The organism is Amycolatopsis sp. CA-211722, from assembly GCF_056828465.1.
In genome coordinates this window covers 2,834,710-2,859,128 of record NZ_CP184752.1, presented here as the reverse complement: position 1 = coordinate 2,859,128, position 24,419 = coordinate 2,834,710, and the positions used below count along the sequence as shown (strand labels likewise).

The window sequence follows — 24,419 nt, the reverse complement described above, 5'->3', positions numbered from 1 at the left end:
GGCGACTGCGAGGGGCGTTCTCCCCGGGGCAGATGCGGGAAACGGGTTTTCGGCCGCATGTCAGCCTCCCCCTTGACGGCTGTAGGTCGATCCGGCGTCCTGGTGGTACGGGCCGCCCTGCCATTCTCCGATGCTCAGGTTCCGGCTCGGTTCGAAGGCGACGAAGTTCCACGGGCCGACGTAGGTGTTGTCGTGCCATTTGTTGCCCTGGGCGAAGGTGATCGCCTGCTGCACGACTTCGCCCTGGTACGGCGACCAGTCCGGGTACGTGCCGAAGTTCGCGAGCACGGCCATCCGCGCGCAGGTGTTCTCGCAGCCCGCGATGGCCGGGTCGAGGACGAACCGGTTGTGGTGGATCTCGACGCGCTGGGTCTTCCAGCGGCAGTCGTCGAACAGCGCGCCGGACGCGATCGCCGGCCGGGCACACGTCTCGTGCTCCGGCACCAGCCGCGTGCACGCGCCGGACGACGTGTTCGCGGGGCTGTTGCAGAAGCGGTCCGAGTTCTCCCAGAGGGTGATGCCGTTCCAGTTGTTCTCGAGGACGTTCCCGGCGATCTCGACCTTGTCCGTCCGCGCCTTCACCCTCGGCTCGCCGCCGGATTCGGAGACGTAGATCGCCGCCACCGGGAAGCTGTCCCCGCGGTCGATGTAGGACTTGCCGTCCACGCCGTTGTTGCGGCGCAGCGTGTTGCCGCGGATGACGGCGTTGTAGCTGGTCTCGTACATGATCCCGGTGCTGTCGTTGCCCTCGACGACATTGCCCTCGATCAGGAAGTCGTTGTTGTTCGTGTCGGCCCACAACCCGACGCCGCGGTTGGCGTGCACCCAATTGCCGCGGACGTCGGCGCCGTCGACGGACCAGAACTTCACGCCGCCGGTGCAGCCGCAGCCTTCGACCTTCTTCTCCCAGTCACCGGTGTTGTTGCCGGTGATCTCGTTGCCTTCGACGACGAGCCCGGTGATCCCGTTCTTCCCCTCGTAGGCGTTGATCCCGTACTGCCCGTTGTTCCGCAGGCAGTTCCCCCGCACCTGCTGCCGCGCACCCGCCATCAGGCCCGCGCCTTCGTTGTCCTGCACCGTGTTGTGCTCGATGATCCAGCCGGGGGCGGAGTCGTGGTTGACCACACCCTCGTCACGCGGGGCCTGGAAGCCCCGCACCGTGAGGTACTGGATCTTGACGTCGGCGGCGCTGCCGGAGAAGGCGTACTGGTTGATCTTCCGGCCGTCGAGCACGGCGTCCGGCGCGCCGAGGTAGACGTTCCCGGCCTTCGGCTGGACCTGGTCGAAGCGGTCGTCACCGAGCCCATGGGTGCCGGGCGCCAGCCAGAACGTCGTCCCCGGGCCGTTCGCCCTGGTCTTCGCCGCGAGATCACCCGCGACCGCCGGATCGACCGTCACCGCTCCCGCCGGTGCCGCCGCCGGACCAGGCGGCAGTTTGCCGCACACCTGGGCCACGCCGCCGGACGGCGCTCGCCCGGGGTCCGGCGGTGCGCCCGCCTCGTCGGCGGGGCCGGAGGTACACGCGGCCAAGGCCGCCGCGGCCAGCAGGATCGGCAGGAAGCGGTGCGGTCGAGCCGTCACAACGGAGGCCCCTCTGCCTCGAAGGTGAGCACGGTGGTCATCTCGGTCGAGGCCGTCCCGGCGCCGATCAGCGTCCACGCGGGCTCGCGGCGGCCGAATCCCGCCGAGTACCAGCCGAGCGGCGGGGTGGTCTCGCCACGGTGCGCGGACCACCTGAGCTGCGACGGGAGTTCCATCGAAGCGCTCCGTTCCCGGCCATCGGCCGTCCAGGACAACTTCGCCGTCGCACCGGTGAGCACGACCTCGACGGCCGGGCCGAAGTGGAACGCGAGGCGGCACGGCCGGGTCCCGCCGCGGACCTCGTCGAGAATCCGCAGCTCAGTGCCGTCGAGCTCCACCGAACGCCGATGGATCGAAGGCGCGTAGCCGTCGTGCTCCGCGCTCCAGCGTGACGGCGTGCCCGCCCCGAGCACGGTGGTCGCGGCGTGTTTCGTCCACAGGAACGGGCCACCGGAGACGGACTGGTCGGTGCCGGCGAGTTCGAGCGTGTTGTGCCCGGCCGTGGACCGGAAGTACGACCGCCACTTCGGTTCGCCGTGGTAGCAGTAGGTCCCGGGGTCGGCGAGGATGTCGACGCCGTCGTGCCGGACCTCCACCGAGAGCGCGTCCGCGTGCGCGTGGGCGGCGATGGACAGGAAGCCGTGCGGCCCGCCGTCGCAACGGCACCAGACGTCGCCGTCACGCAGGACGGTCATCCCGGCGTCGGCGAAGTCGTCCCGCCGCCGCGCCGGACGCCGGGCGCCGATCTGGATGTCCTTGGCCAGCGCGGAAAAGAGCTGCGTGCGAACGTCCCCGCCCGGCGTCTCCGGCCACCAGTCCAACCGTCCGAAAAGGACGGATCCGGTGTCGAGCAGCGATGCCCAGCGGCTCGTCTCGTCACCATCGACGATGAGCCCGAAGCCGTCGTCCGCGTCACCCTGCCTCGGCGGACGAAGTCGACTGTCCACAATGGACGCCAGGGCGTCGGTCATCCGGAGCAGCACGAGCCAGGTCGACTCGGGCACGGTGACACCGGCGGCCTTCGCCTCCAGCGCCCCGGCGAGCCCCAGTTCCAGGACGAGCCCGTGGTACTCGGTGGCGAGTTCGCGGTTGATCCCGGAGTCGAAGGTGTTGTGCCGCAGCATCTTGTCGAGCGACGCGAGCGCGCTGTCCCGCCACCCGGCGGATTCCGGGAACCAGGCGAACGCGCACGCCGCGGCGAGCTGACCCGCGTCCTCGGCGATCACGTGGTTGTTCGCCGACGAACCCCGGCTCGGGAACGCCGCCAGCCAGCGCTGGTGGTGCCAGATCTGGCCGAGCGCCACGGGGTTGTCCTCGAACAGCGCCGGCGCCTGCGCCCAGCCGTCCAGCAGCCGCCGCACCCACACCCACGAGAGCAGCCGGATGCCGAGCTCGATCCCGCTCACCCAGTGCACCCCGCGCATCGGCGGGTTGGCCGCCCACCACGACTTCAGGTGCGCGGCGACACGTTCGGCGTACCGGTCCTCGCCGGTCAGGGCGTACGCGGCGGCCAGCACGGTGAGGTGCTGGTGCCGCGACGGCTCCCAGATCTGCTTGATGTCGCCGACGGCGTCCTCGCTCCGGTACGGGATGTCGAACGAGTACACGTCGGACGGCGCACGACGGCCGGTCTTCGGGTCGTACGACCAGTCCGGGGCGACGAGGTCGTCCCGCTCGACGCCGAAGTACTCCGCGCGTCCGTCCATCAGCCGGTCGGCGGTGACGACGAGGTCCTTGGCGGCTTCACCCGACACGGCGGCGAGGACGTCTTCACCGGGCACTGTCGCGAAGCGGCGCACCGGCAGCCAGGCGGGCTTCTCCCCCGCGACCCCGCGCCACTGGCGTTTGCGCACGACGTCGGTGACCCGGCCGGCGATCTCGGCGGGCCCCATCCGTGACAGTCTTCGGAGGTACCAGGACGGATCCATCAGCCGAGTCCGATCCGGACCGGCATCCCGGTTTCCAGGCTGCGGCTCACCGCGAGCGTGGCCAGCGTCGTCGAGACGAGCGACTCGACCGAGACCGGCATCGCGACCCCGGTGTTCAGCGCGCCGATGAACGCTTCGAGCTCGGCGGCCTGCCCCTTGTCCCGGCCCTTGGGGAGGCGCGAACTGGCCCACTTCTTGCGGCCGAACACCGACGCGCGCGCGAAGTCGTCGAACTTCAGCACCTTGCCGTCGGCCGTGAGGTCGATCGTTTCCTTGGGAAACGCCGACGAACCGCTCGTGGTGTACGCGATCGACGCCGTCGAGCCGTCCGGGTAGCGCAGCAGGATCTGGAGGTCCTGGTGGCCCGGCGTCGCGGTGGCGTACACGGAGACCGGGTCGGAGCCCAGCAGCCAGCTGACCGTGTCGATGAAGTGGCCGCCCTCGCCCGCGAAGCGTGAACCTTCGCTGTCGGCCTGGTTGTACCAGCTGTTCGCGTCGAGCTGACCGGCGTTGACCAGGTACCGCACGGAAGCCGGGCCGATCCGCGGGCCGAACTGGCGCATCGCCTCGTTCAGCAGCGGGGCGAACCGGCGGTTGAAGCCGACCTGCAGCCGGTCGTTGCCGGATTCCTCGATCGCGCCGAGCACGATCTCCAGTTCCTTCTCCGACAGCGCGAGCGGCTTCTCGACGAAGACCGCCTTGCCCGCGAGCAGCGCCCTCCTGGTCAGTTCGGCGTGCGAGCTGTGCCTGGTCACGATGAACACGGCGTGGATCGACTCGTCTTCGAGCATCGCGTCGACGTCGGTGGAGGCGCGGGCGAAGCCGAACTTGCGTTTGGCGTTCGCACCCGAGAGCGCGGACGTGGTGACGACTTCGAAGAGGTCGAGGTACTCCTCCTCCACGAGATGCGGGATAAGCATCGAGGACGCGTAGTTGCCGGCCCCGATGAAGCCGACCCGCAGGGTGTCGATCTTCGGCGCCGCGCGGGAAGTCACCGGTTTCGGGAGGTCGACCGAGGTGACGGGCTCGGTGGTGGTGGCGGCGCGCTTCTCGTACTCGAACAGCACCGCGACGGCCTTGAGCTCGCCTTCGTTCAGCTTCCGGTACGTCTCGACGGCGTCGGAGAAGGCCGAGACGTGCGAGATCAGCGGCTCGACGTCGAGGCGGCCGCTGCCCATCAGGTCGACGACGCATTCGAGGTTGCGGCGCTCGGTCCAGCGGACCTGGCCGATCGGGTAGTCGCGGCCTTCGAGTTCGTACTCCGGGTCGTAGCGGCCGGGGCCGTACGAACGGGAGAACCGGACGTCGAGTTCCTTCTCGTAGTAGGCGTTCCACGGCAGGTTCAGCGAGCATTTGCCGATGTCGATCACGCGGCCGCGGTCGCGGGCCAGCTTCGCGGCCAGCTCCACCGGCTCGTTCGTGCTGCCGCCCGCGGCGAGGTACACCTGGTCGACGCCGTGCCCTGAGCTGATCTCCGCGACCGCGGTGTCGACGACGCCGGACGCCGGGTCTCCGCACTTCAGGGCACCGAGCCGTTCGGCGAGCGCGCAGCGCGCCGGGTCCGGGTCGACGCCGACCACGCGGACCCCGGAGGCGACCAGCAGCTGCACGACCAGCTGGCCGATCAGGCCGAGCCCGATGACCAGCGCGATGTCGCCGATCTGCGGTTCGCCCTGGCGGACACCCTGCATCGCGATCGAGCCGACCGTGCCGAACGCGGCGTGCCGCGGGTCGACGCCGCCGGGCACCTTGGTGTAGAGGTTCTTGGGCACCCAGTTCAGTTCCGCGTGCAACGCGTGCTCGTTCCCGGCGCACGCCACGTAATCCCCGACGGCGACGTCTTCGATGCCCGCGCCGACCTCCTCGACGACACCGCACAGCGAGTACCCCAGCGGCGTGTACGAGTCGAGTTTGTTCATCGCCTTGCGGTACGTGGCGCCGAGCCCGTTCGTCGCGACGCTCTGCATCACCTTCGCGACCTGATCCGGCCGGGCCTTCGCCTTGCCCACCAGGGAAAGACTCGCCTCGGACACCTTCATCATCTCGGTACCGGTGGAGATCAGCGAATAGGCGGTGCGGACCAGCACACCCCCCGGTTTGCACGCGGGCACTTCGACGTCGAGGAGCGCCAGCTCCCCGCTCTTGTAGTTCTGCACTACCTGTTTCACGTCGCTCCTCGGCGATCAGGTGGTTCGGGTCGGTCGTTTCGGGGTGTCGAAGGGCCAGGCGAAGTTGCCGGGTGCCGGCGACGGTGTCGCGAAAGCCACTTTCGGGACGTCTGGTGTCCCGAAAGTGGCTTTCGCGACACGCCTTCGCCATGAATCGCCGCTCATGACCCACCCTGCCGACCCGCAACGGCGCCGCGATACCAGTACTCGAGGGTCAAGATGTGCCAGAGATGCTTGGACCGGTCCTGCTGCCCGGACGCGTCTTCGTCGACGAGCTTCCGCAAGGCCTCACGACGGAGGAACCCGGCCTTCACCAATTCACCTTCGTTCGTCACCTCGCGCACCAGGGGCGCGAGGTCGCGGCTCATCCAGGCCCGCAGCGGCGCGCTGAACAGCCCCTTCGGCCGGTGCACGATCTCGGCGGGCAGGATCGACAGCGCCGCTTCCTTCAGCGCCATCTTCCCTTGGCGCTTCACGATCTTCCGGTCACCGGGGATCCGGAACGCGGCCTTCACGACCTCGACGTCGACGAAGGGCGTCCGCACCTCGACCGACGCCGCCATGGTGGACCGGTCGGTGTAGGCGAGGTTGAGCCCCGGCAGGAACAGCCGGGAATCGGCGAGACACATGCGGTTCACGAAGTCCGACAACGTGTTGTCGTGATAGGTGTCCGCGTGTTCGGTGAGCACGTCGTCCACCGCGCCGGCGAGGTCCGGGTTCAGCAGTCCGGCGAGCTCGGCCTGGTCGTACATCGTGTAGCTGCGCCGGAACGCGGTCTCCTCGGGCAGCTCCGCGAACGAGAGGAACCGCTTGGCGAACCGGACCGACCGGAAGCCGCGCTTCGACGTCGCCACCGGCAGTCTGTCCACAAGGGACTCCACGGGCCGCCGTACGAGACCGGGAACCCGCTGGTAGGTGACGGCGAGCTGGTTCGCGACATGCTTGCGGTACCCGGCGAACAGCTCGTCGGCGCCCATCCCCGAGAGCATCACCTTGACCCCGGCCTCGCGGGCGGCGGTGCAAATCAGGTAGCTGTTGATCGCCGCCGGGTCGCCGATCGGCTCGTCGAGGTGGTACGTCATCCTCGGCAGCAGATCCAGCACCTGGGGCGCGATCTCGATCTCGTGCAGGTCGACGCCGAACTTCGCGGCGACCTTCTTCGCGTACATCAGGTCGTCCGGCATCGCCTCGAACTTCGCGTCCTCGGCCCGGAAACCGATGGTGTACGCGGAGATCCCCGGCCGCTCGCGCGCGGCGAGCGCGGTCAGGTAGCTGGAGTCGAGCCCGCCGGAGAGGAACGTCGCGACCGGCACGTCGGCGATCAGGTGCTTGCGCGTGGAGTCCTCGATGACGGCGTTGAGGTCGAAGTCTCCCTCGTACGCCGCGCCTTCCTCGGCGACCTGGCGCAGCGACCAGAAGGTGCCGCGTTCGACGTCGCCGTTCGGCCGGAACCGCGCCCAGCTGCCCGGCGGCAGCTTCTCGGCCTCCTTGAACGCGCAGCGGCCGTCCGGGACCCAGTAGTAGAGCAGGGACGCGACGAGCGCGGTGTCGTCGACGGTCAGCGAGCCGCCCAGCTCGGCGGCCAGCGCCTTCAGCTCGGACGCGAAGGCGACGCCCTTGCCGCGGCGCACCAGGAAGAGCGGCTTGATCCCCAGCTGGTCGCGGACCAGCACCAGCTCCCCGGACCGCTCGTCGAAGACCCCGAACGCGAACATCCCGCGCAACCGGTGCAAGCCGTCGGTGCCCCACGCGCGCCAGGCTTCCAGCAGGACCTCGGTGTCGGACGTCCCCCGGAAGCGCACACCGGTGGCTTCGAGTTCCTTCCGCAGCTCGGGCGCGTTGTACAGCTCGCCGTTGTAGGTGAGCGCGAGCCCTTCCTTGACCATCGGCTGCGCACCGGTCTCGGTCAGGTCGACGATCGACAGCCTTCGGTGTCCTAAGTGGACTTCACCGTGATCGTACCGGCCCGAACCGTCCGGGCCCCGGTGGACGAGCGTCTTGGTCAGCCGATCGGTGAGCGGTCCCCCGTCCGGCCAGAAGTAGGCCCCTGCGATACCGCACATCTGCTTTCGCTCCCCTTACAAGGCTTCGGCGTTGTCCTGCGCGACCGGTGCGAATCGGGTGGTCGGCTGGTCGGCGGCGTTCTCTTCGGTCCGCTTGTACGGCGTCGGCGGGCGGCGCGGGGCCGGTTCGGGTGGCGCCACCGCGAGCCGCCGCACGGTGGGCTCGTCGTCCGGGAACATCTCGACCGGCTTCGGCGGCGGCCCGGCGGGCCTCGCGTACGGACGGCGCGCGGGCACCGGCTCGGGCGAGGGCTCGGCGGCCCGGCCGCGCAACGCGGTGTGCAGGCCGTCCCACAGGGTGCCGTCGGTGTGGTCGCGCGGATCCGGGTCGACCAGTACGACCCCGATGATCGGGATCCGGCGTTCGGCCAGCTGACGCGCGACGGTGTGCAGCCATTCGGTGTTCGCCTGCCCGGCGCGGACGACGAGGATCGCTTCCGCGCCGAGGTGTTCGAGATCCGTCCACGCGGTCCCCGGCTCGATCGAGCCGACCCCGATGCGGCGTTCACCGCGGACCTTGGGCTCGTCGCGGTCCAGGACGCGGGCCTGGGATCCGGCGGCCAGTGCTCGCAGGCCCGCCTTCGGCAGTTCGTCGACGAGCGCGACCGGGGCCCGCTCCGCGAGCTCGTTCGCGATGTCGACGGCGAGGGCCGCCGTCGTGGCGCGTGCGCCGAGGTCGAGCAGCGACACCGTCCCGTCGTCTTCGCGGATCGTGCGGATCAGGGTCGTCGCGACCCGCCTTCGTTCCTCCAGCGCGCGGCGTTTCCGGAACCAGCGCGGCGGTTTCGGCAGCTGGGCGATCACCGACGCGCCGAGATGGCGGGAGATTTCGCGGCGCAGCACCGGCCGGTCCTTCACCACACTGCCGATGGCGGCCAGGACGAGACCGGCCAGCAAGCCGAGCACCAGCCCGATCCCGGCGGCGGTGCCCACGGATTTCAGCAGCGACTTCGGCAGGATCCGCGGCGCGTCCACGATCTGGGTCCCCGCGCCGACCTTCGGCGTGCCGATGCCCGCCTCCTGCGCCCGGCCGTCGTAGTCGGAGATCTTGGACGTCAGCTCGGCGCGGCGGGAATACAGCCGCTCCAGCTGGGCCGGGTTGGGGTTCCGCTTCGCCTCTTCGGCGACGATGTCGTTCTGGATGGTGGCGAGTTCGGTCTGCGCCTGGTTGCGCTGATCGAGCAAGGCCTTCTGTTCGGCCGCCGCGCCCGCCTGGTTGCGCGCGACGTACTCGGCGATGAAGGCGTCGGACAGCGCCTGCGCGCGGGCGACCGCGTCGGCGGCGTCCTTGCCTTTGACCGTCACCTGAAGGACGTTGTTCGTCACGCCGAGCCCGGCGTAGTCCTTGAGGAACTCTTCGGGCGGCTGCGTGCTGTTCAGCTTCTTGAGCGCGTCGCCGGCGATCTTCGTCGTCTGCAGCACGGCGACGTCGGTCTCCATCAGGGTGCCGCTGTCACTGGGCGAATCGTCCGCGTGGACGACCAGGATCTTCGCCACGGCCGTGGGCGGCGACGGCAGGAAGGTCGCCACGAGCCCGCCGGCGATCAGCCCGGCCAGCGCGGTGGCCAGCCACAGGCGACGCCGCCGCCGGACCGAGACCACGAGCCGCTGGAGATCGATGAGCGGTTCGGACTTCTCTTTTTCGGCGGTCGTCACGGAGTACCTGCCAGTGCTTCTCGATCTTTCCCAGCCTGCTTCTCGGGCTTCGGCGGCCGGGTGGGCCGCACGGGGCGGATCAGGGCCGCTCCCACCACGGCCAGCCCCGCGTCGGCGCACGCCTCGGCGACACCGACCAGTTCCCACGCGGTCCGCGTGCCCAGACCGAGCACGACGAGCACACCTTCGGCGGTGTGGTCCTCCACCACCGGCCGTCCCGGAGCGACCGTGACCACGGTGAACCGGCGGCCGGCGAGTTCGGCGATCCTGGTGGCCGCGGTCCGCGCGGCGTGATCGCCGTCGGCCACCAGCACCAGCAGCCGCCGCTGCGGAAGCCGGGAAACGAGGCGGCGGTAGTGGACGTCGCCGTCGATCTCTTCAGGGGTGACGTCGATCCGCCGGATGTTCCACGGCTTGTCGTCGCCGAGCAGCTTCGCCCGCAGGCTCCGCTCCGCTCCAGGAACGGATTCGTCGGCGATGTCGGGAATGTCTACAGTGGCCAGCACCGGGCCGCCGAGCGCCGCGCCGATCTCCTCCTCGTCCCGCAGCCGCCGGTCGGTACGGGCCGCGAACAGGTGCCCGAGCAGGCCGAACACGAAGAACAGCGCCGCGCCGCCGAGGGCGAGCTGCGGCAACGTCGGCGCCGCCGCCGAAGTCGGCCGCTGGGCCGCGCCCATGACCACCATGCTGCCGAGGCCGCCGCTCGTGGTGTCGGTGGCGTTGAGGGTCGACATCGCCTGCTCGATCGACGAGCGCAGCGCGGCCAGCTCGGTACGCAGCTGGACGGTCTCCACCGAGGTCGTCCCGTCGGAGACCTTCTCCGTCAGTTCGGTGATCCGCTGGTTCGTCTGCGCGACCTGCTGGCGCAGCGTCTCGCGGCGTTCCTGCGCCACCTTGACCGCGGCGTCACCGGTACTGGCGAGGACCTGCGTCGAGTACTTCACGAACTCCTGGGCGACCTGATCCGCGACCTGCTGCGCGTGCTCGGCGGAGTCGTCGGTCGCGGCGATGGTGATGACGTTGCCCTGCGCGACCGTGGTGCTCACCCGGTCACGCAGGTCGGCGCCACTGCCGCGGCCGAGGACGGCGGCGGCCCGGTCGAGCACCACCGAGCTGGTCGCGACCTCGGCCTGGGTGAGCAGCTCGTCCGCCTCGCGCGGGCCCTGCAGCAGCACATTGGACGTCGTCCGGTAGCCGGGAGAGAGGATCACCGACGATCCCGCGCCGACCAGCGCGCCGAGGAGGGCGAGGACCACCAGGGTCCGCCACCTCCCGCGCAAGACCTGTCCGATCGTGGACAGGCGCACCGTGTCGTCAGTCAAAGCCGGGATCTCCGTCCGGTGCGTGGGGGTGTGCATGAATCCCGTCGGACCGGCCACCGCGTTGGTTACAGGGTTGCCCGACTCTTGTTCGAAACGCGACCGGGAAATCGATCAACGGACCGCGGCCGCGTAGGCCGCGAGCAGGGCTTTCTGGGAGTTCTCCCACGAGAGCGGACCGGCGACGCGTGCCCGCCCCAGCTCACCCATCTCCGCCCGCTGCTCCGGCGAGTCGAGCAGATGAGCGATCAGCTTCGCGAACTCCGGCTCGTCGTTCGCCGGCGCGTAGAGGGCGGCCTCTCCGGCCGAAACGCGGGCCTCCCGCAGCTCGAAGGAAACGATCGGACGGCTCATCGCCATGTACTCCATGATCTTGTTCATGGTCGACACGTCGTTGAGCGGGTTCAGCGGATCCGGCGAAAGGCAGACGTCGGCCGAGGACAGGTAGCGCAGCAGGTCCTCGTCGGAGATCCGGCCGGTGAACTCGACCTGATCGTCGAGCTTCAGTTCCTTGGACAACGCCACCATGGCGTCGAAGGCGTCACCGGAACCGATGAACACGGCATGCCAGTCGGTGCGACCGACCTCGTCACGCAGCGAAGCGAGCGCGCGCAACGCGTAGTCGACGCCGTCCTGCGGGCCCATCACACCGAGGTACGCCAGCAGATGCGGCTTGCCCTTCTTCAGCTCGGGCTCGGCCGGAACCAGGTGGAACCGCTCGACCACGGGCGCGCTGCGTACGACGAAGACGTTATCCGGCGCTTTGCCGCCGCGCTTCACGGCGACGTCCTTGTAGCTCTCGTTGGTCGCGATGACGACGTCGGCCGTCTTGTACGTGCGGCGCTCCAGCGCGCAGACCGCGCGGTACAGGAAGTCCTCGCCGCGATCGAAGCGCGAGAGGTACAGCTCGGGGCAGAGGTCGTGCTGGTCGAAGATGAACTTCGCACCCTGGCGCTTGAGGTACAGCGCGACCAGGAACAGCAGATCCGGCGGGTTGCAGGCGTGCACCACGTCGACCTTGCCGACCTTGCGGGCGAGCCGGAGCGTGTGCCACAGCGCGGAGCCGTACTCCTGGACGTACCCGGCCGGACCACCGGTGGCGGCCTTCAGCGGGTACCGCAGGATGTGAACGCCGTCGATGGTGACTTCGGCTTCGGTGTCCCGCTTCGTCCCTTGTGGACAGATGACGTGGACTTCCCAGCCGGCGTCGCGGAGTGTCTGGCACTCCTGCCAGACGCGGCGATCGAAGGGGACGGACAGGTTCTCGACGAGGATGAGAGCTTTACCAGGCAAGACCGACATATCCCTCTTCAGCCCGGCGCTCGGCGGCGTCGGGTACGCGGACGAGATCGATGATGGTGTGGCCGCCGCCCGCCGGAAGGGCCGCGAGGACGTCCGGGTCGGAGGAGCCGATGAGGCAGACCTCGGCGTGGTCGACGACCTCGTCGATGGAGCCGGCCAGCAGCTGACCGAGATGCGGCAGCCTGCCCTCGATGTACTCGCGGTTCGCGCCCATCAGCCGCGAAAGGCTGACGTTGGCGTCGTAGATGCGGAGGTCGTAACCCTTGCCGAGCAGCCGCTCCGCGAGCTCGACGAGCGGGCTCTCCCGCAGGTCGTCGGTGCCGGGTTTGAACGACAGGCCGAACAGGCCGATCTTGCGTTTCCCGGTGCGTGCGACCAGGTCGAAGGCGCGCTGGAGGTGTTCGTCGTTGGAGGGCAGCACGTGCGAGAGGATCGGGACGGCGACGTCCGCGCGGTGCGCGGCGTAGACCAGGCCGCGCAGATCCTTGGGGAGGCACGAGCCGCCGAAGGCGAACCCGGGACGGAGGTAGGCGGGGCTGATGTTGAGCTTGCGGTCGGCGAGGAAGACGTCGATCACCTGATGCGAGTCGAGCCCCAGGGCGCGGCAGATGGCGCCGAGCTCGTTCGCGAAGCCGATCTTGAGGCCGTGGAAGGAATTGTCGGCGTACTTCGTCATCTCGGCGACCGGGATCGCGACGCGGAAGACCTCGCCGGGAAGGCCTTCGTAAAGCGCCGCGACGACGTCGCCGCTGGCCGGGTCGAGCTCGCCGATGACGGTCTTGGGCGGGTCGAAGAAGTCCTTGACGCTGCTCCCCTCGCGCAGGAACTCGGGGTTCACCGCGACCCCGAAGTCGACGCCGGCGGTGCGGCCGGAGGACTTCTCGAGGATGGGAACGAGCAGATCCAGGCAGGTGCCGGGGAGCATGGTGCTGCGGAAGACGACGGTGTGCCGTTCGGTCTTGGTCTTGAGCGCTTCGCCGATTTCCTCGGCGACGCGCTCAAGGAACGCCGTCGACAGGCTGCCGTTCGGCGCCGACGGGGTACCGACGCAGATCAGGGAGACTTCGCTGTCCGCGATCGCCTGTCTCACGTCGGTCGTGGCTCTCAGCTTGCCCTGGGCGACCACTTCCGCGGTCAGTTCGCCGATCCGCTCCTCGACCACCGGCGCCTTGCCGCTGGAGACGAGTTCGATCTTCACCGGGTTCACGTCGACCCCGACGACCTCGTGCCCGCGGCCGGCGAGGCACGCCGCCGACACGCACCCGACGTAACCGAGCCCGAAGACACTGATCTTCATGACGAATTCCTCCAGCCGCGTTCCGCTGCCCGTTGGTCGGCGGGGCGGCCGGGTTCGTTACCGGTGTCCGGCGTTCGGCGGAATCGCTGTCGGACAAAGGAATCGATCATCGTCCGAGGGGCGCGAAACGCTACAGGCGGAACGTAAGGGTTTCGTCTCGATAGTCACGACACCACCGGCGCTTTCGTGCTGCGCTCGTCGACTCGTGCCCTTGGGGAATCGTCAGCAAAACCCAGCTTCGCTCGTCCTGCCCGGTGTGGTCGCCACGTTTCACCGGCGTCTTGTCCCGGCAAGCGAAACTGCGGGAAGGACGCCGTCCTCAGCCATCGCACGGCCGCCGAGGAATGGCATCCGGTGCCGATCACCGACGGGTCGGTGGAAACAACCGTTCCCTAGACGAACTCCGCGATCTCCCGACCGCCGCCCGAGTGGCCGGCACCATCATCGACCTTGTCGGCCCCAGCGGCCTTCCCCGCGGAAGCAGGCAAACTCCCTTCGAGGTCGACGGAAAGACACTCCGGGAGGACGTCACCTACGACGCACAGGGTGCCGCGGTGACGGTCTGGCTCGACGGCAGGTCGACGCACTCGACACCGGGTCTCGCCTTCCGGGACGCACCGTGCGCGGTGGCCGCCGAGGTCCGGACCATTCTGCTCCGCGAGGGCTGGAATCCCCGAGGCCCAAGGAAAACGTCAGCCCGCGTTGCCGCTGATCGCGGGAAAGACCTCTAGGACACGTCCAGGACGTCCGTACGGTTGCCCGGCCGCGGTGCCGGAATGTTCCGCGGTGGTCACTCCTCAAGGCCGGGCTTTAGGTTCGATCCGTCAACGATGATCGCCTGGGGGGCGTCCGCAAGGGACGGGTGCGTGTCAGGCGGGACTGGGGAAACACACCAATGCGAAGAACATCGCTGCGCGCCCTCGGCGTGCTCACCGCGGCCTTCACCCTCACCGGACTGGTGACGGCCACACCCGCGAGCGCCGAGCCGGGCCCCAACCTCAAGGTCACGGCGACGGTCGTCCAAGGCCGCTATCTGCCGGGGGACGAGATCCCGGTCGACGTGACGGTCACCAACCTCGGCGACGTCACCGCGACCGAGGCCAAGGGGACCAACTACACCGTCACGGGGCCGTACTTCACCGTTCCCAGGGGAGGCTGGGGCGATCTTGCGAACGACGGCCCGGGTGCCACGTTCGCTCCCGGAGAGACCCGGACCTACCGTGTGATCGGCAAGTCGATGTACGGCGGCAAAGAGGACCCCGCCGTGCAGTTCGAGGTGTACACGCCCGGCGATGCCGACCACCGGGACAACGCTTCCATCGTCACGCTGGAGCACGTTCCTCCTGGTACGACCGATCGTGTCGCCGGGCAGCTCTATGGCGACGCGAACGAGGACGGCGTCCCGTCTCCCGGGGAGAGCCTGGCCGGGGCCGAAGTCCACTTGAGCGGCGTGGGCGCGACGGGCGAGCTGACGACGACCACCGACGCCGCTGGCCGGTTCGAATTCGCCGCCGTGCCGATCACCCCCAACGCGAGTCTCTACTTCTGGAAGGTCCCCAATGGCTGGGTCACCCCGCACACGGGTGACCTCAGGGTGGATGGAAGCGGATCGCAGACCGCGCTCGTCATCAAGGCGACCCGCCCGTTGACCGACGTGCTCCAGGCGAGCGGCAGTCTCGACAAGGCGAGCTACACCGTCGGCGAGACCGCCAAGGCGACTCTCGTCCTCTCCAACGTCGGCGCTCGGCCGCTGGCCGGCCTGTGGGTGGGTTGCGACCCGGTGGGCAGTGGACAGCATCTCGAAATCGCCGACACCCAATGGGGCGACTTCAGCCCGGTGAAGCAGGCGGGCACGCTCGCGGCGGGCCAGCGCCTGGAGATCACGGTCACGGGCAAGGTCCCGGAGAAGGCGAGCTACTTCGGCAAGGTCCATTTGACGTGCTACGTCGAAGGCAAGTCCACATTCTCCGGACCGGTCGTCGAAGCTTCCGGCAAGGTGCCGGGCAAACGGGCCGACTCCCGCGGCCGGATCTGGACCGACAAGAACGGCAACGGCCAGTGGGACTCCGGTGAGCAGGTGCCGAACGTGACCACCACCTTGAGCACCGACGGCGGGAAACTCGTGTCGCTCGCGAGAAGTGACGCTGACGGCTGGGTGACCTTCCCGAACGTCGCGGTCGGTGTCTACCGGTTGCGGGCAGTCGCGCCGTGGCGGGCGGTCGGCGACACCGATGTGTACGTCATCGCCCCGCCCTACGGATTCGGTGACTGGTACCAGCAGGTGGTCCGGCGCTGAAAGTCTCCGATCGGTCTCGTGAGTGGTAAGGGCGGTTCTAACCGTCCTTACCACTCACGAGATGTTCGTCGTCGGTCTTGTACCTGCTTGCAACCGGTGGTCCTCGCCAGCGACTGCTGGGCGGTCGGGGCCGCCCCGGTGATGCGGCGGCGATCACCATCGCCGAGAACAGGAGCGGTTTCCGCATACTCGTGCACCCTTTTGGACCGGCTCGGCACCACCCGACTGTGGGCCCGGCCTGATGGACCGGAGGTCTGTCAGAGAGACTGGGGGCCAGTGCCCGCCCTCTCGACCTGGAGCCTTTTATGCCGCAAGGGACCGTCCGTTGGTTCGACGCCGAACGGGGTTTCGGCTTCCTCGCGCCCGAGGACGGCTCGCCGGACGTGTTCGTGCACGCCTCCGAGATCGTCGGGGACAGCGGCGCGAAAATGCTCCGCGAAGGTCAGGCCGTCGTGTTCGAGGTCGGCGAGAACGACCGCGGGCCCCAGGCGCTGCGCGTTCGCGTCACCGCCGATGCGGCCACCGGCAGCGCCGTGGGCCTGCTCGGCACCGTCAACTGGTACGAGCCGGGCAAGGGGTACGGCTTCGCGTCGCCGGACGGCGGCGGCGCCGACATCTTCGTGCACAGCTCCGCCATCGTGACCGGCGGCGTGGTCACCGAGGGGCAGCGGGTGGCCTTCCTGATCGTCGAAGGCGAGCGCGGCCCGCAGGCCGGGCACGTGATCCCGCTGGGAGCAGGGGCCGGCTCACCCGCCGCGGCTGATATCGCGGACGATGCCGACGGCACGGTGGCCTGGTACGACGAGGACAAGGGCTTCGGCTTCATCAACCCTGACTCCGGCGCCGGGGACGTCTTCGTTCACGCCCGGGCCCTGGCCGACGGGCTGACGTGGCTCGCGGAGGGCGACCGCGTCGCCTACGAGGTGACCAGTGGAGACAAGGGCCCGCAGGCCCGCGACGTGCACCTGGTCCGGGGCGCCGAGCCCCAGACGGCGCCGCAGCGGTCGGCACCTGCCGCGGCGGCGCGGGACGTGCCCGTACGAGGCGGCGAGGGCGTCGTCGCGCGCTACGACGACGACCGAGGCTTCGGCTTCATCACCCCGGACGCAGGCGGCGACGATCTCTTCGCCCACGCGTCCGTGATCATGGGGTCGGAGCCGCTGCGGAAGGGCGACCGGGTTCGGTACGCGGTGCGTCAGAGCGACCGCGGCCCGCAGGCCGACCGCATCGAACGCCTCTGAAGAGGCGGCCCTTCAAGGGCTGTTTTCCCACCGTAGAAGGAAAATCGGTCAAGAGCGGGCAAGCCTGGCGACCCGCGCCACGAGCCGTCCCGCTCGGCGGTACAGCCCCTCCCGCTCGCCGAGCACACCGTCGATCCACTCCTGGTCGACGTCGTGCCGGACCTCGATCCGCGGCCGCAGCCAGCCGTCGCGCGAAGCCGCGCCGCCTTCGGTCGTGTAGACCCTCGTCGCACCGGAGCGCCGGAGCCTGCTGAGCACCCGCCGGTCGTAGGCGCCGAACGGCGGCGCGTACGCGCGCACGGGTTCCCCGCTCAGTTCCGCGAGCAGTTTCGGCGCGGTTTCCAGTTCACGCCGGGCGTTCCGGGCGTCGAGCCGCCGCCAGTCGCGGTGTTCCCAGCCGTGCGAACCGATCGACATCCCCGCCTCGACCAGTGCGCGAAGGCCGTCGGCGTCGAGGAAGCCCCGCTGCCCGATCCGGCCGGCCAGCGGGAAGAACTCGGCCGTGAGATCGCGCTCCACCAGTCTGGGGAGCGCGATCTCGACGTCCGAGGAGTTGCCGTCGTCGAAGGTGAGGCCGACGTCCTCCCGGCCGGCCACCGTGTCGAGCACCCGCTCGAACTGCTCGACGGTCACCCAGGATTCGTTCTCGCCAGGATCCAGCGCGCGCACGGGTTTGCCCACGCCGCCGATCGCCAGGATCACCATCCGCGCCTCATTCGGGACCGAGTTCGTTTCCCGATTAATCGAGTTGGCGAATGGAGTAGTTACATGATCCCGCAAGGTGTCCACTAATGGATTACTTGCGGATCTCCAGGGTGCAGCACTTCGGGCCGCCGCCCGCCTTCCTCAGCTCGGAGATGTCCAGGAAGACCACTTCGTAGCCGCGTTCGGTCAACCGGGCCGCCAGTCCGGTCGCCTCGACCGGCAGGACGACGTTGCGGCCGTCGGAGACCCCGTTCAGGCCGAAGCACTCCGCGTCGGCCCGGTCCGCGATTACCGCGTCCGGGAACATCCGCTCCAGCACCTTCCGCGACCCGGCCGAGAAGGCCTCCGGGTAGTAGGCGATCTGGGCGGACGTGGTGTCGGTCGCCTCGGCGAGCACGAACAGCGCGGTGTCGAGGTGGTAGTAGCTCGGGTCGATCAGCCGCAGCGACACGACCGGGACGCCGAGGACCTCCTGCGCTTCGGCGTGCGCGGCCGGGTCGGTCCGGAAACCGGTGCCGGCGAGCAGGACCTTGCCGGTCCACGCGAAGTCGCCCTCGGCCTCGTTGATCTTCTCGGGCATGGTGATGTCGCGGTAGCCGTGCTCGACGAACCAGCGGCGGAAGTGCTCGGCCTCGGCGGTGCGCTGCGGCGCGCGGAACCGCGAGCCGAGGACACGGCCGTCGACGACGGTGCCGGAGTTCGCGGCGAACACCATGTCGGGCAGGCCGGGCTGGGCGTCGATCTCCTCGACGGTGTGGCCGAGGCGCCGATAGGTGTCGCGGAGTTCGGTCCATTGCGCCATCGCGGTGTCGACGCTGACCGGGACCGATGGGTCCATCCACGGGTTGATGACGTAGTCCACCGCGAAGTACCGCGGCGGGCACATGAGGTAGCGGCGCGTCGTGGGTACACGGGGCTGCTGCTCCAGTTCCGGCATACCCGAAGGGTAAGGCTTACCTAATTCCGCAATCAATCGCTGTTCGCTGCGCACATACCTGCTAAACATTGCGTGTGAACACCATCGACCAGCGAATCGTTTCATGCCTGATGGCCAACGCGAGGTCCAGCTACGCCGATATCGGCAAGGTCGTCGGCCTGTCCGCGCCCGCGGTGAAACGACGGGTCGACAGACTGCTCGAAACCGGGGTCCTGCGCGGGTTCACCGCGGTCGTCGACCCCGAGGCGCTGGGCTGGGGCACCGAGGCGTTCGTCGAGATGACCTGCAACGGCAACATCACCCCCGCCCGGATCCGCGCCCGGCTGGAGCCGCTGCCGGAGGTCGTCGCGGCGTACACGGTGTCGGGGGCGGCAGACGCGATCGTCCATCTGCGCGCGTCGGACATCCATCATCTGGAGACCGCGCTGGAGCGGCTGCGCGGGCTGGAGATCGTCGACCGCACGGTGTCCACCGTCGTCCTGTCCCGGTTGCTGGAACGCCCGCCGACGCCCGAAGCGTGACACCCTCGTCCCCGTGACCGATCAGATCCGCTCCAGCCACGACGGCGGCGTCGCCGTGCTCACCATCGACGCGCCCGCGACCCGCAACGCCCTGACGCTCGACCTCTCCGCACAGCTGGCCGAGGCCGTCTCGCGCGCCGAAGCCGACGAAAGTGTCCACGCTGTGGTCATCGCCGGCGCACCGCCGGCGTTCTGCGCGGGCGCCGATCTGGACACGCTGGCCCGCGCCAGCGAAGACGGGCTCCGCGCCATCTACGACGGATTCCTCTCGGTGGCGCGGTGTTCCCTGCCGACGATCGCCGCGGTCGGCGGTGCCGCCGTCGGTGCCGGACTGAACCTCGCGCTCGCCGCGGACGTCCGCATCGTGGGAAAAAGGGCGAAGTTCGTGGCCAGATTTCTCGATCTGGGCATTCACCCCGGCGGCGGGATGACGTGGATGATCCAGCGGCTCGTCGGACCGCAGAAGGCCGCGGCGATGACACTCTTCGGTGAAGTCGTCGGCGCCGAAGCCGCTGTCAAATGCGGGCTCGCGCTCCGGCTCGCCGAAGGGGATCTGGTCGAGGCCGCCCGTGAACTGGCGAAACCCGCCGTCGGCGCCCCGCGGGACGTCCTTCTGGCGACGAAGCGCACGCTCCGGCACACCGCGGGGCTGACCGACCATTCGGCCGCCGTCGACGCCGAGATCGAGCCGCAGATCGCGTCGCTCACCGGGCCCGCGTTCGCCGAACGACTCACCAAGTTGCGCGCGGCCATTACCGGCCGATGACCGTTCCTCGACCGGACTTCACTACGCTGGAAGGAGATACGGCTCACAATCGGGCCGCATCCCAGACCGTTACCATCGGTAACAGATAAACCGGATAATCCCCGCTCAGCGGCGAGCTCAGGACACTCGAGGAGTAGGTCCAGACCGTTTTTACGGCAACCTGGAAAGTGTGCCGAGGACTAACCTCGGGACATGGCACCTGTGACCTGGCCGACATCGCCGGGCGAGGCACGCCGATCTCCGGCACGGCCGGGGACGACGCACGTCGGGAGAGAGGGAATCCCTGACCTATGAGCACGAGTGCGAACGGCAACGGCTCCTTGTCGGCCGTCAGGCCCACCGAGGTCGCCAAGCTGGACCGGGTGGTCATCCGGTTCGCCGGTGACTCCGGTGACGGCATGCAGCTGACGGGCGACCGGTTCACCTCCGAAGCGGCCGCCTTCGGCAACGACCTGTCGACCATGCCGAACTTCCCCGCGGAGATCCGCGCGCCGCAGGGCACCATCCCCGGCGTCTCGAGCTTCCAGGTGCACTTCGCCGACTACGACATCCTCACGCCGGGCGACCGGCCGGACGTCCTGGTCGCCATGAACCCCGCAGCGCTGAAGGCGAACGTCGCCGACGTCCCGGCGGGCGGGACGATCATCCTCAACACCGACGAGTTCTCGAAGCGGAACCTGGTCAAGGTCGGGTACGACAACGACCCCCTCGACGACGACACCCTTTCGGCCTATCAAGTCCACCGGGTGGCCATGTCGACGCTGACCAGAGGCGCGCTCGAAGAGACCGGACTGTCCAAAAAGGACGCCGAACGCGCGAAGAACATGTTCGCGCTCGGCCTGCTCTCCTGGATGTACCACCGGCCGACCGAGGGCACGGAACGCTTCCTCCGCGAGAAGTTCGCGAAGAAGGCCGACATCGCCGAGGCCAACATCCTGGCCTTCCGCGCGGGCTGGAACTACGGCGAGACGACCGAGTCGTTCGCGACGACGTACGAGGTCGCGCCCGCGAAGCTGAACCAGGGCACGTACCGCCAGATCACCGGGAACACCGCGCTGGCGTACGGGCTGGTCGCCGCCGGGCAGCAGTCCGGCCTGCAGATCCTGCTGGGCACGTACCCGATCACCCCGGCGTCGGACATCCTCCACGAGCTGTCCAAGCACAAGAACTACGGCATCCTCACCTTCCAGGCCGAGGACGAGATCGCCGGCATCGGCGCCGCGCTCGGCGCCTCGTACGGCGGCGCGCTGGGCGTCACCTCGACGTCCGGGCCCGGTGTCGCGCTGAAGTCCGAGGCCATCGGGCTCGCGGTGATGACCGAGCTGCCGCTGGTGGTCGTCGACGTCCAGCGCGGCGGCCCGTCAACCGGTCTGCCGACCAAGACCGAGCAGGCCGACCTGCTGCAGGCGATGTTCGGCCGCAACGGCGAATCCCCGGTGCCGATCGTCGCGCCGCTGTCCCCCGCGGACTGCTTCGACGCGGCGCTGGAGGCCACCAGGATCGCGCTCAAGTACCGCACGCCGGTGTTCCTGCTGTCGGACGGCGCGATCGCGAACGGCTCCGAGCCGTGGCTGATCCCGGACGTCGAGGACCTACCGGATCTGCGCGTGGAATTCGCCACCGAGCCGAATGCCGAGGACGGTTCCGGGGAATTCTGGCCGTATGTACGCGACCCCGAGACCCTCGCCCGCGAGTGGGCGCTGCCGGGCGCCGCCGGCCTCCAGCATCGCATCGGCGGGCTGGAGAAGGCCGACAAGACCGGCCACATCTCCTACGACCCCGACAACCACGACAAGATGGTCCGCCTGCGCCAGGCCAAGATCGACGGCGTCGACGTCCCGGACCTCGTCGTCGACGACCCGAGCGGCGGCAAGGCACGGGTACTGGCGCTCGGCTGGGGCTCCTCCTACGGCCCGATCGGCGCCGCGTGCCGCCGGGTCCGCAAGGACGGCATGCCCATCGCGCAGGCGCATCTGCGCCATCTCAACCCGTTCCCGGGCAACCTCGGCGACGTACTCCGTTCGTACGACACCGTCGTCGTCCCCGAAATGAACCTCGGCCAGCTTTCGATGCTCCTGAGGGCCAAGTACCTCGTCGACGTGAAGTCGTACACGAAGGTCGCCGGGCTGCCCTTCAAGGCCGAAGAGCTGCAAGGCGTCTTCACGGAGATCATCACCAGTACGGAGGGGACGAAGTGACCGCGATCGATCTGGGGATCCCCACCCTCGGCGGCCTGGACCTTGTGCCGACCGAGACCGAACCGCAGAAGGCCAAGGACTACAAGTCGGACCAGGAGGTCCGCTGGTGTCCCGGCTGCGGGGACTACGTCGTGCTCAACGCCGTGCAGTCGTTCCTGCCGACGCTCGGCCTCAAGCGCGAGAACATCGTGTTCATCTCGGGGATCGGGTGCTCGTCCCGGTTCCCGTACTACCTGAACACCTACGGCATGCACTCGATCCACGGCCGCGCGCCGTCGATCGCGACCGGGCTCGCGACCGCGCGGCCGGATCTGTCGGTGTGGGTGGTCACCGGTGACGGCGACGCGCTGTCCATCGGCGGAAACCACCTGATCCACGCGTTGCGGCGCAACGTGAACATCAAGATCCTGCTGTTCAACAACCGGATCTACGGCCTCACCAAGGGCCAGTACTCGCCGACGTCCGGGCCGGGCATGGTCACGAAGTCCACCCCGATGGGCTCGGTCGACACCCCGTTCAACCCGCTTTCGCTGGCGATCGGCGCCGAGGCGTCGTTCGTGGGCCGCGCGCTCGACTCGGACCGCAAGGGCCTGACCGAGGTGCTGGAGGCCGCCGCGAAGCACCGTGGGTCGGCGCTGGTGGAGATCTACCAGAACTGCCCGATCTTCAACGACGGCGCCTTCGACGTCCTCAAGGACAAGGACGAAGCCGCGACCAGGCTCATCCCGCTGAAGGCGGGCGAGCCGATCAAGTTCGGGCCGCAGGGCGAATACGGCGTCACGCGGAGCGGCTGGGCCGGCCTGGAGGTCGGGAAGGTCGCGAACATCGGCGAGGAGAACCTCGTCGTGCACGACCCGGCGATCGAGGACACGTCGTACGCCTTCGCGCTTTCGCGGATCGGCGACCAGAACCTGAACCACGTGCCGACCGGCATCCTGCGGCAGGTCGAGCGGCCCACCTACGACGACCAGGCGCGTGCCCAGGTCGCGGAGGCGCAGGCCGCCCGCAAGCCCGATCTGCAGGGTCTTCTGCGCGGCAAGGACACCTGGACCGTGGTCAGCTAGCCGGTCCCGAACGCCATGAACGGGCCGTTCCTTGCAAATTTCGCAAGGAACGGCCCGTTCATTGCACTCAGGTGAGGGGACGGAAGCCCACGCGCTCCGCGTCGGCGGCCGAGCGGAACCAGACCTCCGCGACCATCTTCGGGAACTGCGCCGAGTCCTCCGTGCAGTACCGCAGAGCGGTCACGCTGGCCTTGACCGCGAAGTCGTCGGCGGGACGGCCACCGCCCGGCCGCGGCATCGCCGAACCAGGACCGAACGGGCCGGGCGGAACGGATTCCGCCACCGGAGCGACCTCCCGCGCGGGCGGAGGCTCCGGAGCGGGCATCGAGTCGCCGGGCTGGACGGCGGGCTCGAACAACGAGCCGCTCTGCCCACCGGACAGCTCCGGCTCACGACGTTCGATCGCCCGCATCGACGGCTGGATCGGCTGCGGCGGCTCGAAACCACCGCGCACCGCACCCCGCGGCGTGCGCTTGGGCAGCACCTGGGTGGCTTCAGCGGGCGTCTCGGGCTCCGAGTCGAGGAGGCCGGTCTTCGCTTCTTCGTCGGAACCGAAGGCGTACGCGGGCGGATCGTGCAGCTCCTCTTCCCGCTCGAACCAGTTGGTCTCGACGGGGGCCTGCTCGGTCTCCACGCGCGACGCGGGGCTGAACAGCGAAACCGGCTCCGGCTGCGTCTCCGCGCCCTCGGGGTCCAGCTGCATCTCCAGGCGGGACCGGTACGGCCCCTCGGCAGGCGCCGACGGCTGCTGCGGCTCGGGTTCCGGCTCGGGCTCGACGTCCAGCTTCGAAGCGGGCTGAAGATAATCGGTCGCCGCGGCGACGTACGGGTTCTCCGGCTCCGGTTCGGGCTCAGGCTCGGGTTCCGGCAGGGCCGTCGGGATGAACTGCGTCCGCTCGGCCGGGTGTTCCTGGTCCGGCTCAGGCTCCGGGTCCGGCTGAGGCGCGGTGCGGTACTCGGCCTCGTACTCTTCCTCGGGCTCGAAGATCTGCGTCGGGGAGTGCTCCGGCTCCTCGGGAACGTCCTTGACCGGCTCTTCGGCAGGCTCGGTCCACTGCTGCGCGGGCTCCTGCTCGGTGAGCGTTTCGGGGTACGCGGGCTTCGGCTCCTCGACGGCCGCGAACTCCTCGTCCAGCTCGTCTTGCGACGGCCTCGCGAGGTACGCGGTCCCGCCCGCGACGGCCGCCGCTCCCGCGCCGAGGCTCACCCCGGCCGGCAGTCTCGACGTCTCGGCGTGCGCGGTGGCCAGCGAACTTTCCAGCTCACGGATGCGCTTGCGCGCCGGGAGCACCAGCACCAGCCAGGTGAGCAGCGCGCCGACGACGAACGCCAGCAGACTCCACAGCCAAACCTGTCCGAAAATGGACATCCAACCCG

17 protein-coding genes are annotated in these 24,419 nt (G+C 69.2%); 6 read left to right on the top strand and 11 right to left on the bottom strand.

Annotated elements, in window-relative coordinates; all coding sequences use genetic code 11:
* Positions 1-60 precede the first annotated feature (60 nt).
* The 8 genes from ACOCEP_RS14050 to ACOCEP_RS14015 all read right to left on the bottom strand — a co-directional run bounded on the left by ACOCEP_RS14050 (position 61) and on the right by ACOCEP_RS14015 (position 13,314).
* Positions 61-1,581, bottom strand: coding sequence for a right-handed parallel beta-helix repeat-containing protein (locus ACOCEP_RS14050; RefSeq protein ID WP_482337651.1), 1,521 nt, complete (start codon positions 1,579-1,581; stop codon positions 61-63).
* Positions 1,578-3,509, bottom strand: a complete 1,932-nt coding sequence (locus tag ACOCEP_RS14045) for a heparinase II/III family protein (RefSeq protein ID WP_482337649.1) — start codon at positions 3,507-3,509, stop codon at positions 1,578-1,580. The genes ACOCEP_RS14050 and ACOCEP_RS14045 overlap by 4 nt, the downstream gene beginning before the upstream one ends.
* A complete protein-coding gene (locus ACOCEP_RS14040) occupies positions 3,509-5,677 on the bottom strand; it encodes a bi-domain-containing oxidoreductase (RefSeq protein ID WP_482337648.1) in 2,169 nt (722 codons plus the stop codon). Before ACOCEP_RS14040 ends, ACOCEP_RS14045 begins: the two co-directional genes overlap by 1 nt.
* Positions 5,678-5,838: 161 nt before the next feature.
* Complete coding sequence (gene asnB / locus ACOCEP_RS14035; protein WP_482337646.1) at positions 5,839-7,740, bottom strand: asparagine synthase (glutamine-hydrolyzing); 1,902 nt, start codon at positions 7,738-7,740, stop codon at positions 5,839-5,841.
* Positions 7,741-7,755: 15 nt separating this feature from the next.
* Positions 7,756-9,396: a Wzz/FepE/Etk N-terminal domain-containing protein gene (locus ACOCEP_RS14030; RefSeq protein ID WP_482337644.1), complete on the bottom strand. Its 1,641-nt coding sequence runs from the start codon at positions 9,394-9,396 to the stop codon at positions 7,756-7,758.
* Positions 9,393-10,718 carry a YveK family protein gene (locus tag ACOCEP_RS14025; protein ID WP_482337642.1) on the bottom strand — a complete coding sequence of 442 codons (1,326 nt, stop codon included), beginning with the start codon at positions 10,716-10,718 and terminating at the stop codon, positions 9,393-9,395. Before ACOCEP_RS14025 ends, ACOCEP_RS14030 begins: the two co-directional genes overlap by 4 nt.
* Before the next feature lie 111 nt (positions 10,719-10,829).
* Positions 10,830-12,017, bottom strand: a complete 1,188-nt coding sequence (locus ACOCEP_RS14020) for a glycosyltransferase family 4 protein (protein ID WP_482337641.1) — start codon at positions 12,015-12,017, stop codon at positions 10,830-10,832.
* Positions 11,998-13,314 carry a nucleotide sugar dehydrogenase gene (locus ACOCEP_RS14015; RefSeq protein ID WP_482337640.1) on the bottom strand — a complete coding sequence of 439 codons (1,317 nt, stop codon included), beginning with the start codon at positions 13,312-13,314 and terminating at the stop codon, positions 11,998-12,000. The genes ACOCEP_RS14020 and ACOCEP_RS14015 overlap by 20 nt, the downstream gene beginning before the upstream one ends.
* A gap of 895 nt (positions 13,315-14,209) precedes the next feature.
* On the opposite strand from ACOCEP_RS14015, the gene ACOCEP_RS14010 reads away from it, so the two are divergent.
* Positions 14,210-15,610 carry a hypothetical protein gene (locus tag ACOCEP_RS14010; protein WP_482337638.1) on the top strand — a complete coding sequence of 467 codons (1,401 nt, stop codon included), beginning with the start codon at positions 14,210-14,212 and terminating at the stop codon, positions 15,608-15,610.
* 305 nt (positions 15,611-15,915) lie between these two features.
* Positions 15,916-16,851, top strand: coding sequence for a cold-shock protein (locus ACOCEP_RS14005; protein WP_482337636.1), 936 nt, complete (start codon positions 15,916-15,918; stop codon positions 16,849-16,851).
* Positions 16,852-16,899: 48 nt separating this feature from the next.
* Here ACOCEP_RS14005 and ACOCEP_RS14000 read toward each other — a convergent pair whose 3' ends face one another.
* Together ACOCEP_RS14000 and ddaH are read right to left on the bottom strand one after the other, a co-directional pair.
* Entirely contained in the window at positions 16,900-17,556 is a 657-nt protein-coding gene (locus ACOCEP_RS14000) for a polysaccharide deacetylase family protein (protein WP_482337634.1), read from the bottom strand.
* Between the two features lie 91 nt (positions 17,557-17,647).
* Positions 17,648-18,493, bottom strand: a complete 846-nt coding sequence (gene ddaH / locus ACOCEP_RS13995; RefSeq protein WP_482337633.1) for a dimethylargininase — start codon at positions 18,491-18,493, stop codon at positions 17,648-17,650.
* Positions 18,494-18,567: 74 nt separating this feature from the next.
* On the opposite strand from ddaH, the gene ACOCEP_RS13990 reads away from it, so the two are divergent.
* From ACOCEP_RS13990 to ACOCEP_RS13975, 4 genes are all read left to right on the top strand, one after another.
* Positions 18,568-19,014, top strand: coding sequence for an Lrp/AsnC family transcriptional regulator (locus tag ACOCEP_RS13990; RefSeq protein ID WP_005151923.1), 447 nt, complete (start codon positions 18,568-18,570; stop codon positions 19,012-19,014).
* Between the two features lie 13 nt (positions 19,015-19,027).
* Positions 19,028-19,780, top strand: coding sequence for an enoyl-CoA hydratase (locus ACOCEP_RS13985; protein WP_482337632.1), 753 nt, complete (start codon positions 19,028-19,030; stop codon positions 19,778-19,780).
* Between the two features lie 290 nt (positions 19,781-20,070).
* The gene (locus ACOCEP_RS13980; RefSeq protein WP_482337630.1) at positions 20,071-21,978 is read left to right on the top strand and encodes a 2-oxoacid:acceptor oxidoreductase subunit alpha; all 1,908 of its coding nucleotides are present in this window, start codon (positions 20,071-20,073) and stop codon (positions 21,976-21,978) included.
* A complete protein-coding gene (locus tag ACOCEP_RS13975) occupies positions 21,975-23,042 on the top strand; it encodes a 2-oxoacid:ferredoxin oxidoreductase subunit beta (protein ID WP_034310725.1) in 1,068 nt (355 codons plus the stop codon). Before ACOCEP_RS13980 ends, ACOCEP_RS13975 begins: the two co-directional genes overlap by 4 nt.
* A 67-nt stretch (positions 23,043-23,109) precedes the next feature.
* On the opposite strand, the gene ACOCEP_RS13970 is transcribed toward ACOCEP_RS13975, so the two are convergent.
* Complete coding sequence (locus ACOCEP_RS13970) at positions 23,110-24,411, bottom strand: sunset domain-containing protein (RefSeq protein WP_482337628.1); 1,302 nt, start codon at positions 24,409-24,411, stop codon at positions 23,110-23,112.
* Between the last annotated feature and the right edge of the window lie 8 nt (positions 24,412-24,419).

What these genes read in the sequence shown, in the direction of transcription:
- ACOCEP_RS14010 (WP_482337638.1), top strand. Translation starts at nt 14,210, where the DNA reads ATGCGAAGAACATCGCTGCGCGCCCTCGGCGTGCTCACCGCGGCCTTC.
- ACOCEP_RS14000 (WP_482337634.1), bottom strand. Translation starts at nt 17,556, where the DNA reads ATGGTGATCCTGGCGATCGGCGGCGTGGGCAAACCCGTGCGCGCGCTG.
- ACOCEP_RS14015 (WP_482337640.1), bottom strand. Translation starts at nt 13,314, where the DNA reads ATGAAGATCAGTGTCTTCGGGCTCGGTTACGTCGGGTGCGTGTCGGCG.
- ACOCEP_RS13970 (WP_482337628.1), bottom strand. Translation starts at nt 24,411, where the DNA reads ATGTCCATTTTCGGACAGGTTTGGCTGTGGAGTCTGCTGGCGTTCGTC.
- ACOCEP_RS14005 (WP_482337636.1), top strand. Translation starts at nt 15,916, where the DNA reads ATGCCGCAAGGGACCGTCCGTTGGTTCGACGCCGAACGGGGTTTCGGC.
- ddaH (WP_482337633.1), bottom strand. Translation starts at nt 18,493, where the DNA reads ATGCCGGAACTGGAGCAGCAGCCCCGTGTACCCACGACGCGCCGCTAC.
- ACOCEP_RS14020 (WP_482337641.1), bottom strand. Translation starts at nt 12,017, where the DNA reads ATGTCGGTCTTGCCTGGTAAAGCTCTCATCCTCGTCGAGAACCTGTCC.
- asnB (WP_482337646.1), bottom strand. Translation starts at nt 7,740, where the DNA reads ATGTGCGGTATCGCAGGGGCCTACTTCTGGCCGGACGGGGGACCGCTC.
- ACOCEP_RS13980 (WP_482337630.1), top strand. Translation starts at nt 20,071, where the DNA reads ATGAGCACGAGTGCGAACGGCAACGGCTCCTTGTCGGCCGTCAGGCCC.
- ACOCEP_RS14045 (WP_482337649.1), bottom strand. Translation starts at nt 3,509, where the DNA reads ATGGATCCGTCCTGGTACCTCCGAAGACTGTCACGGATGGGGCCCGCC.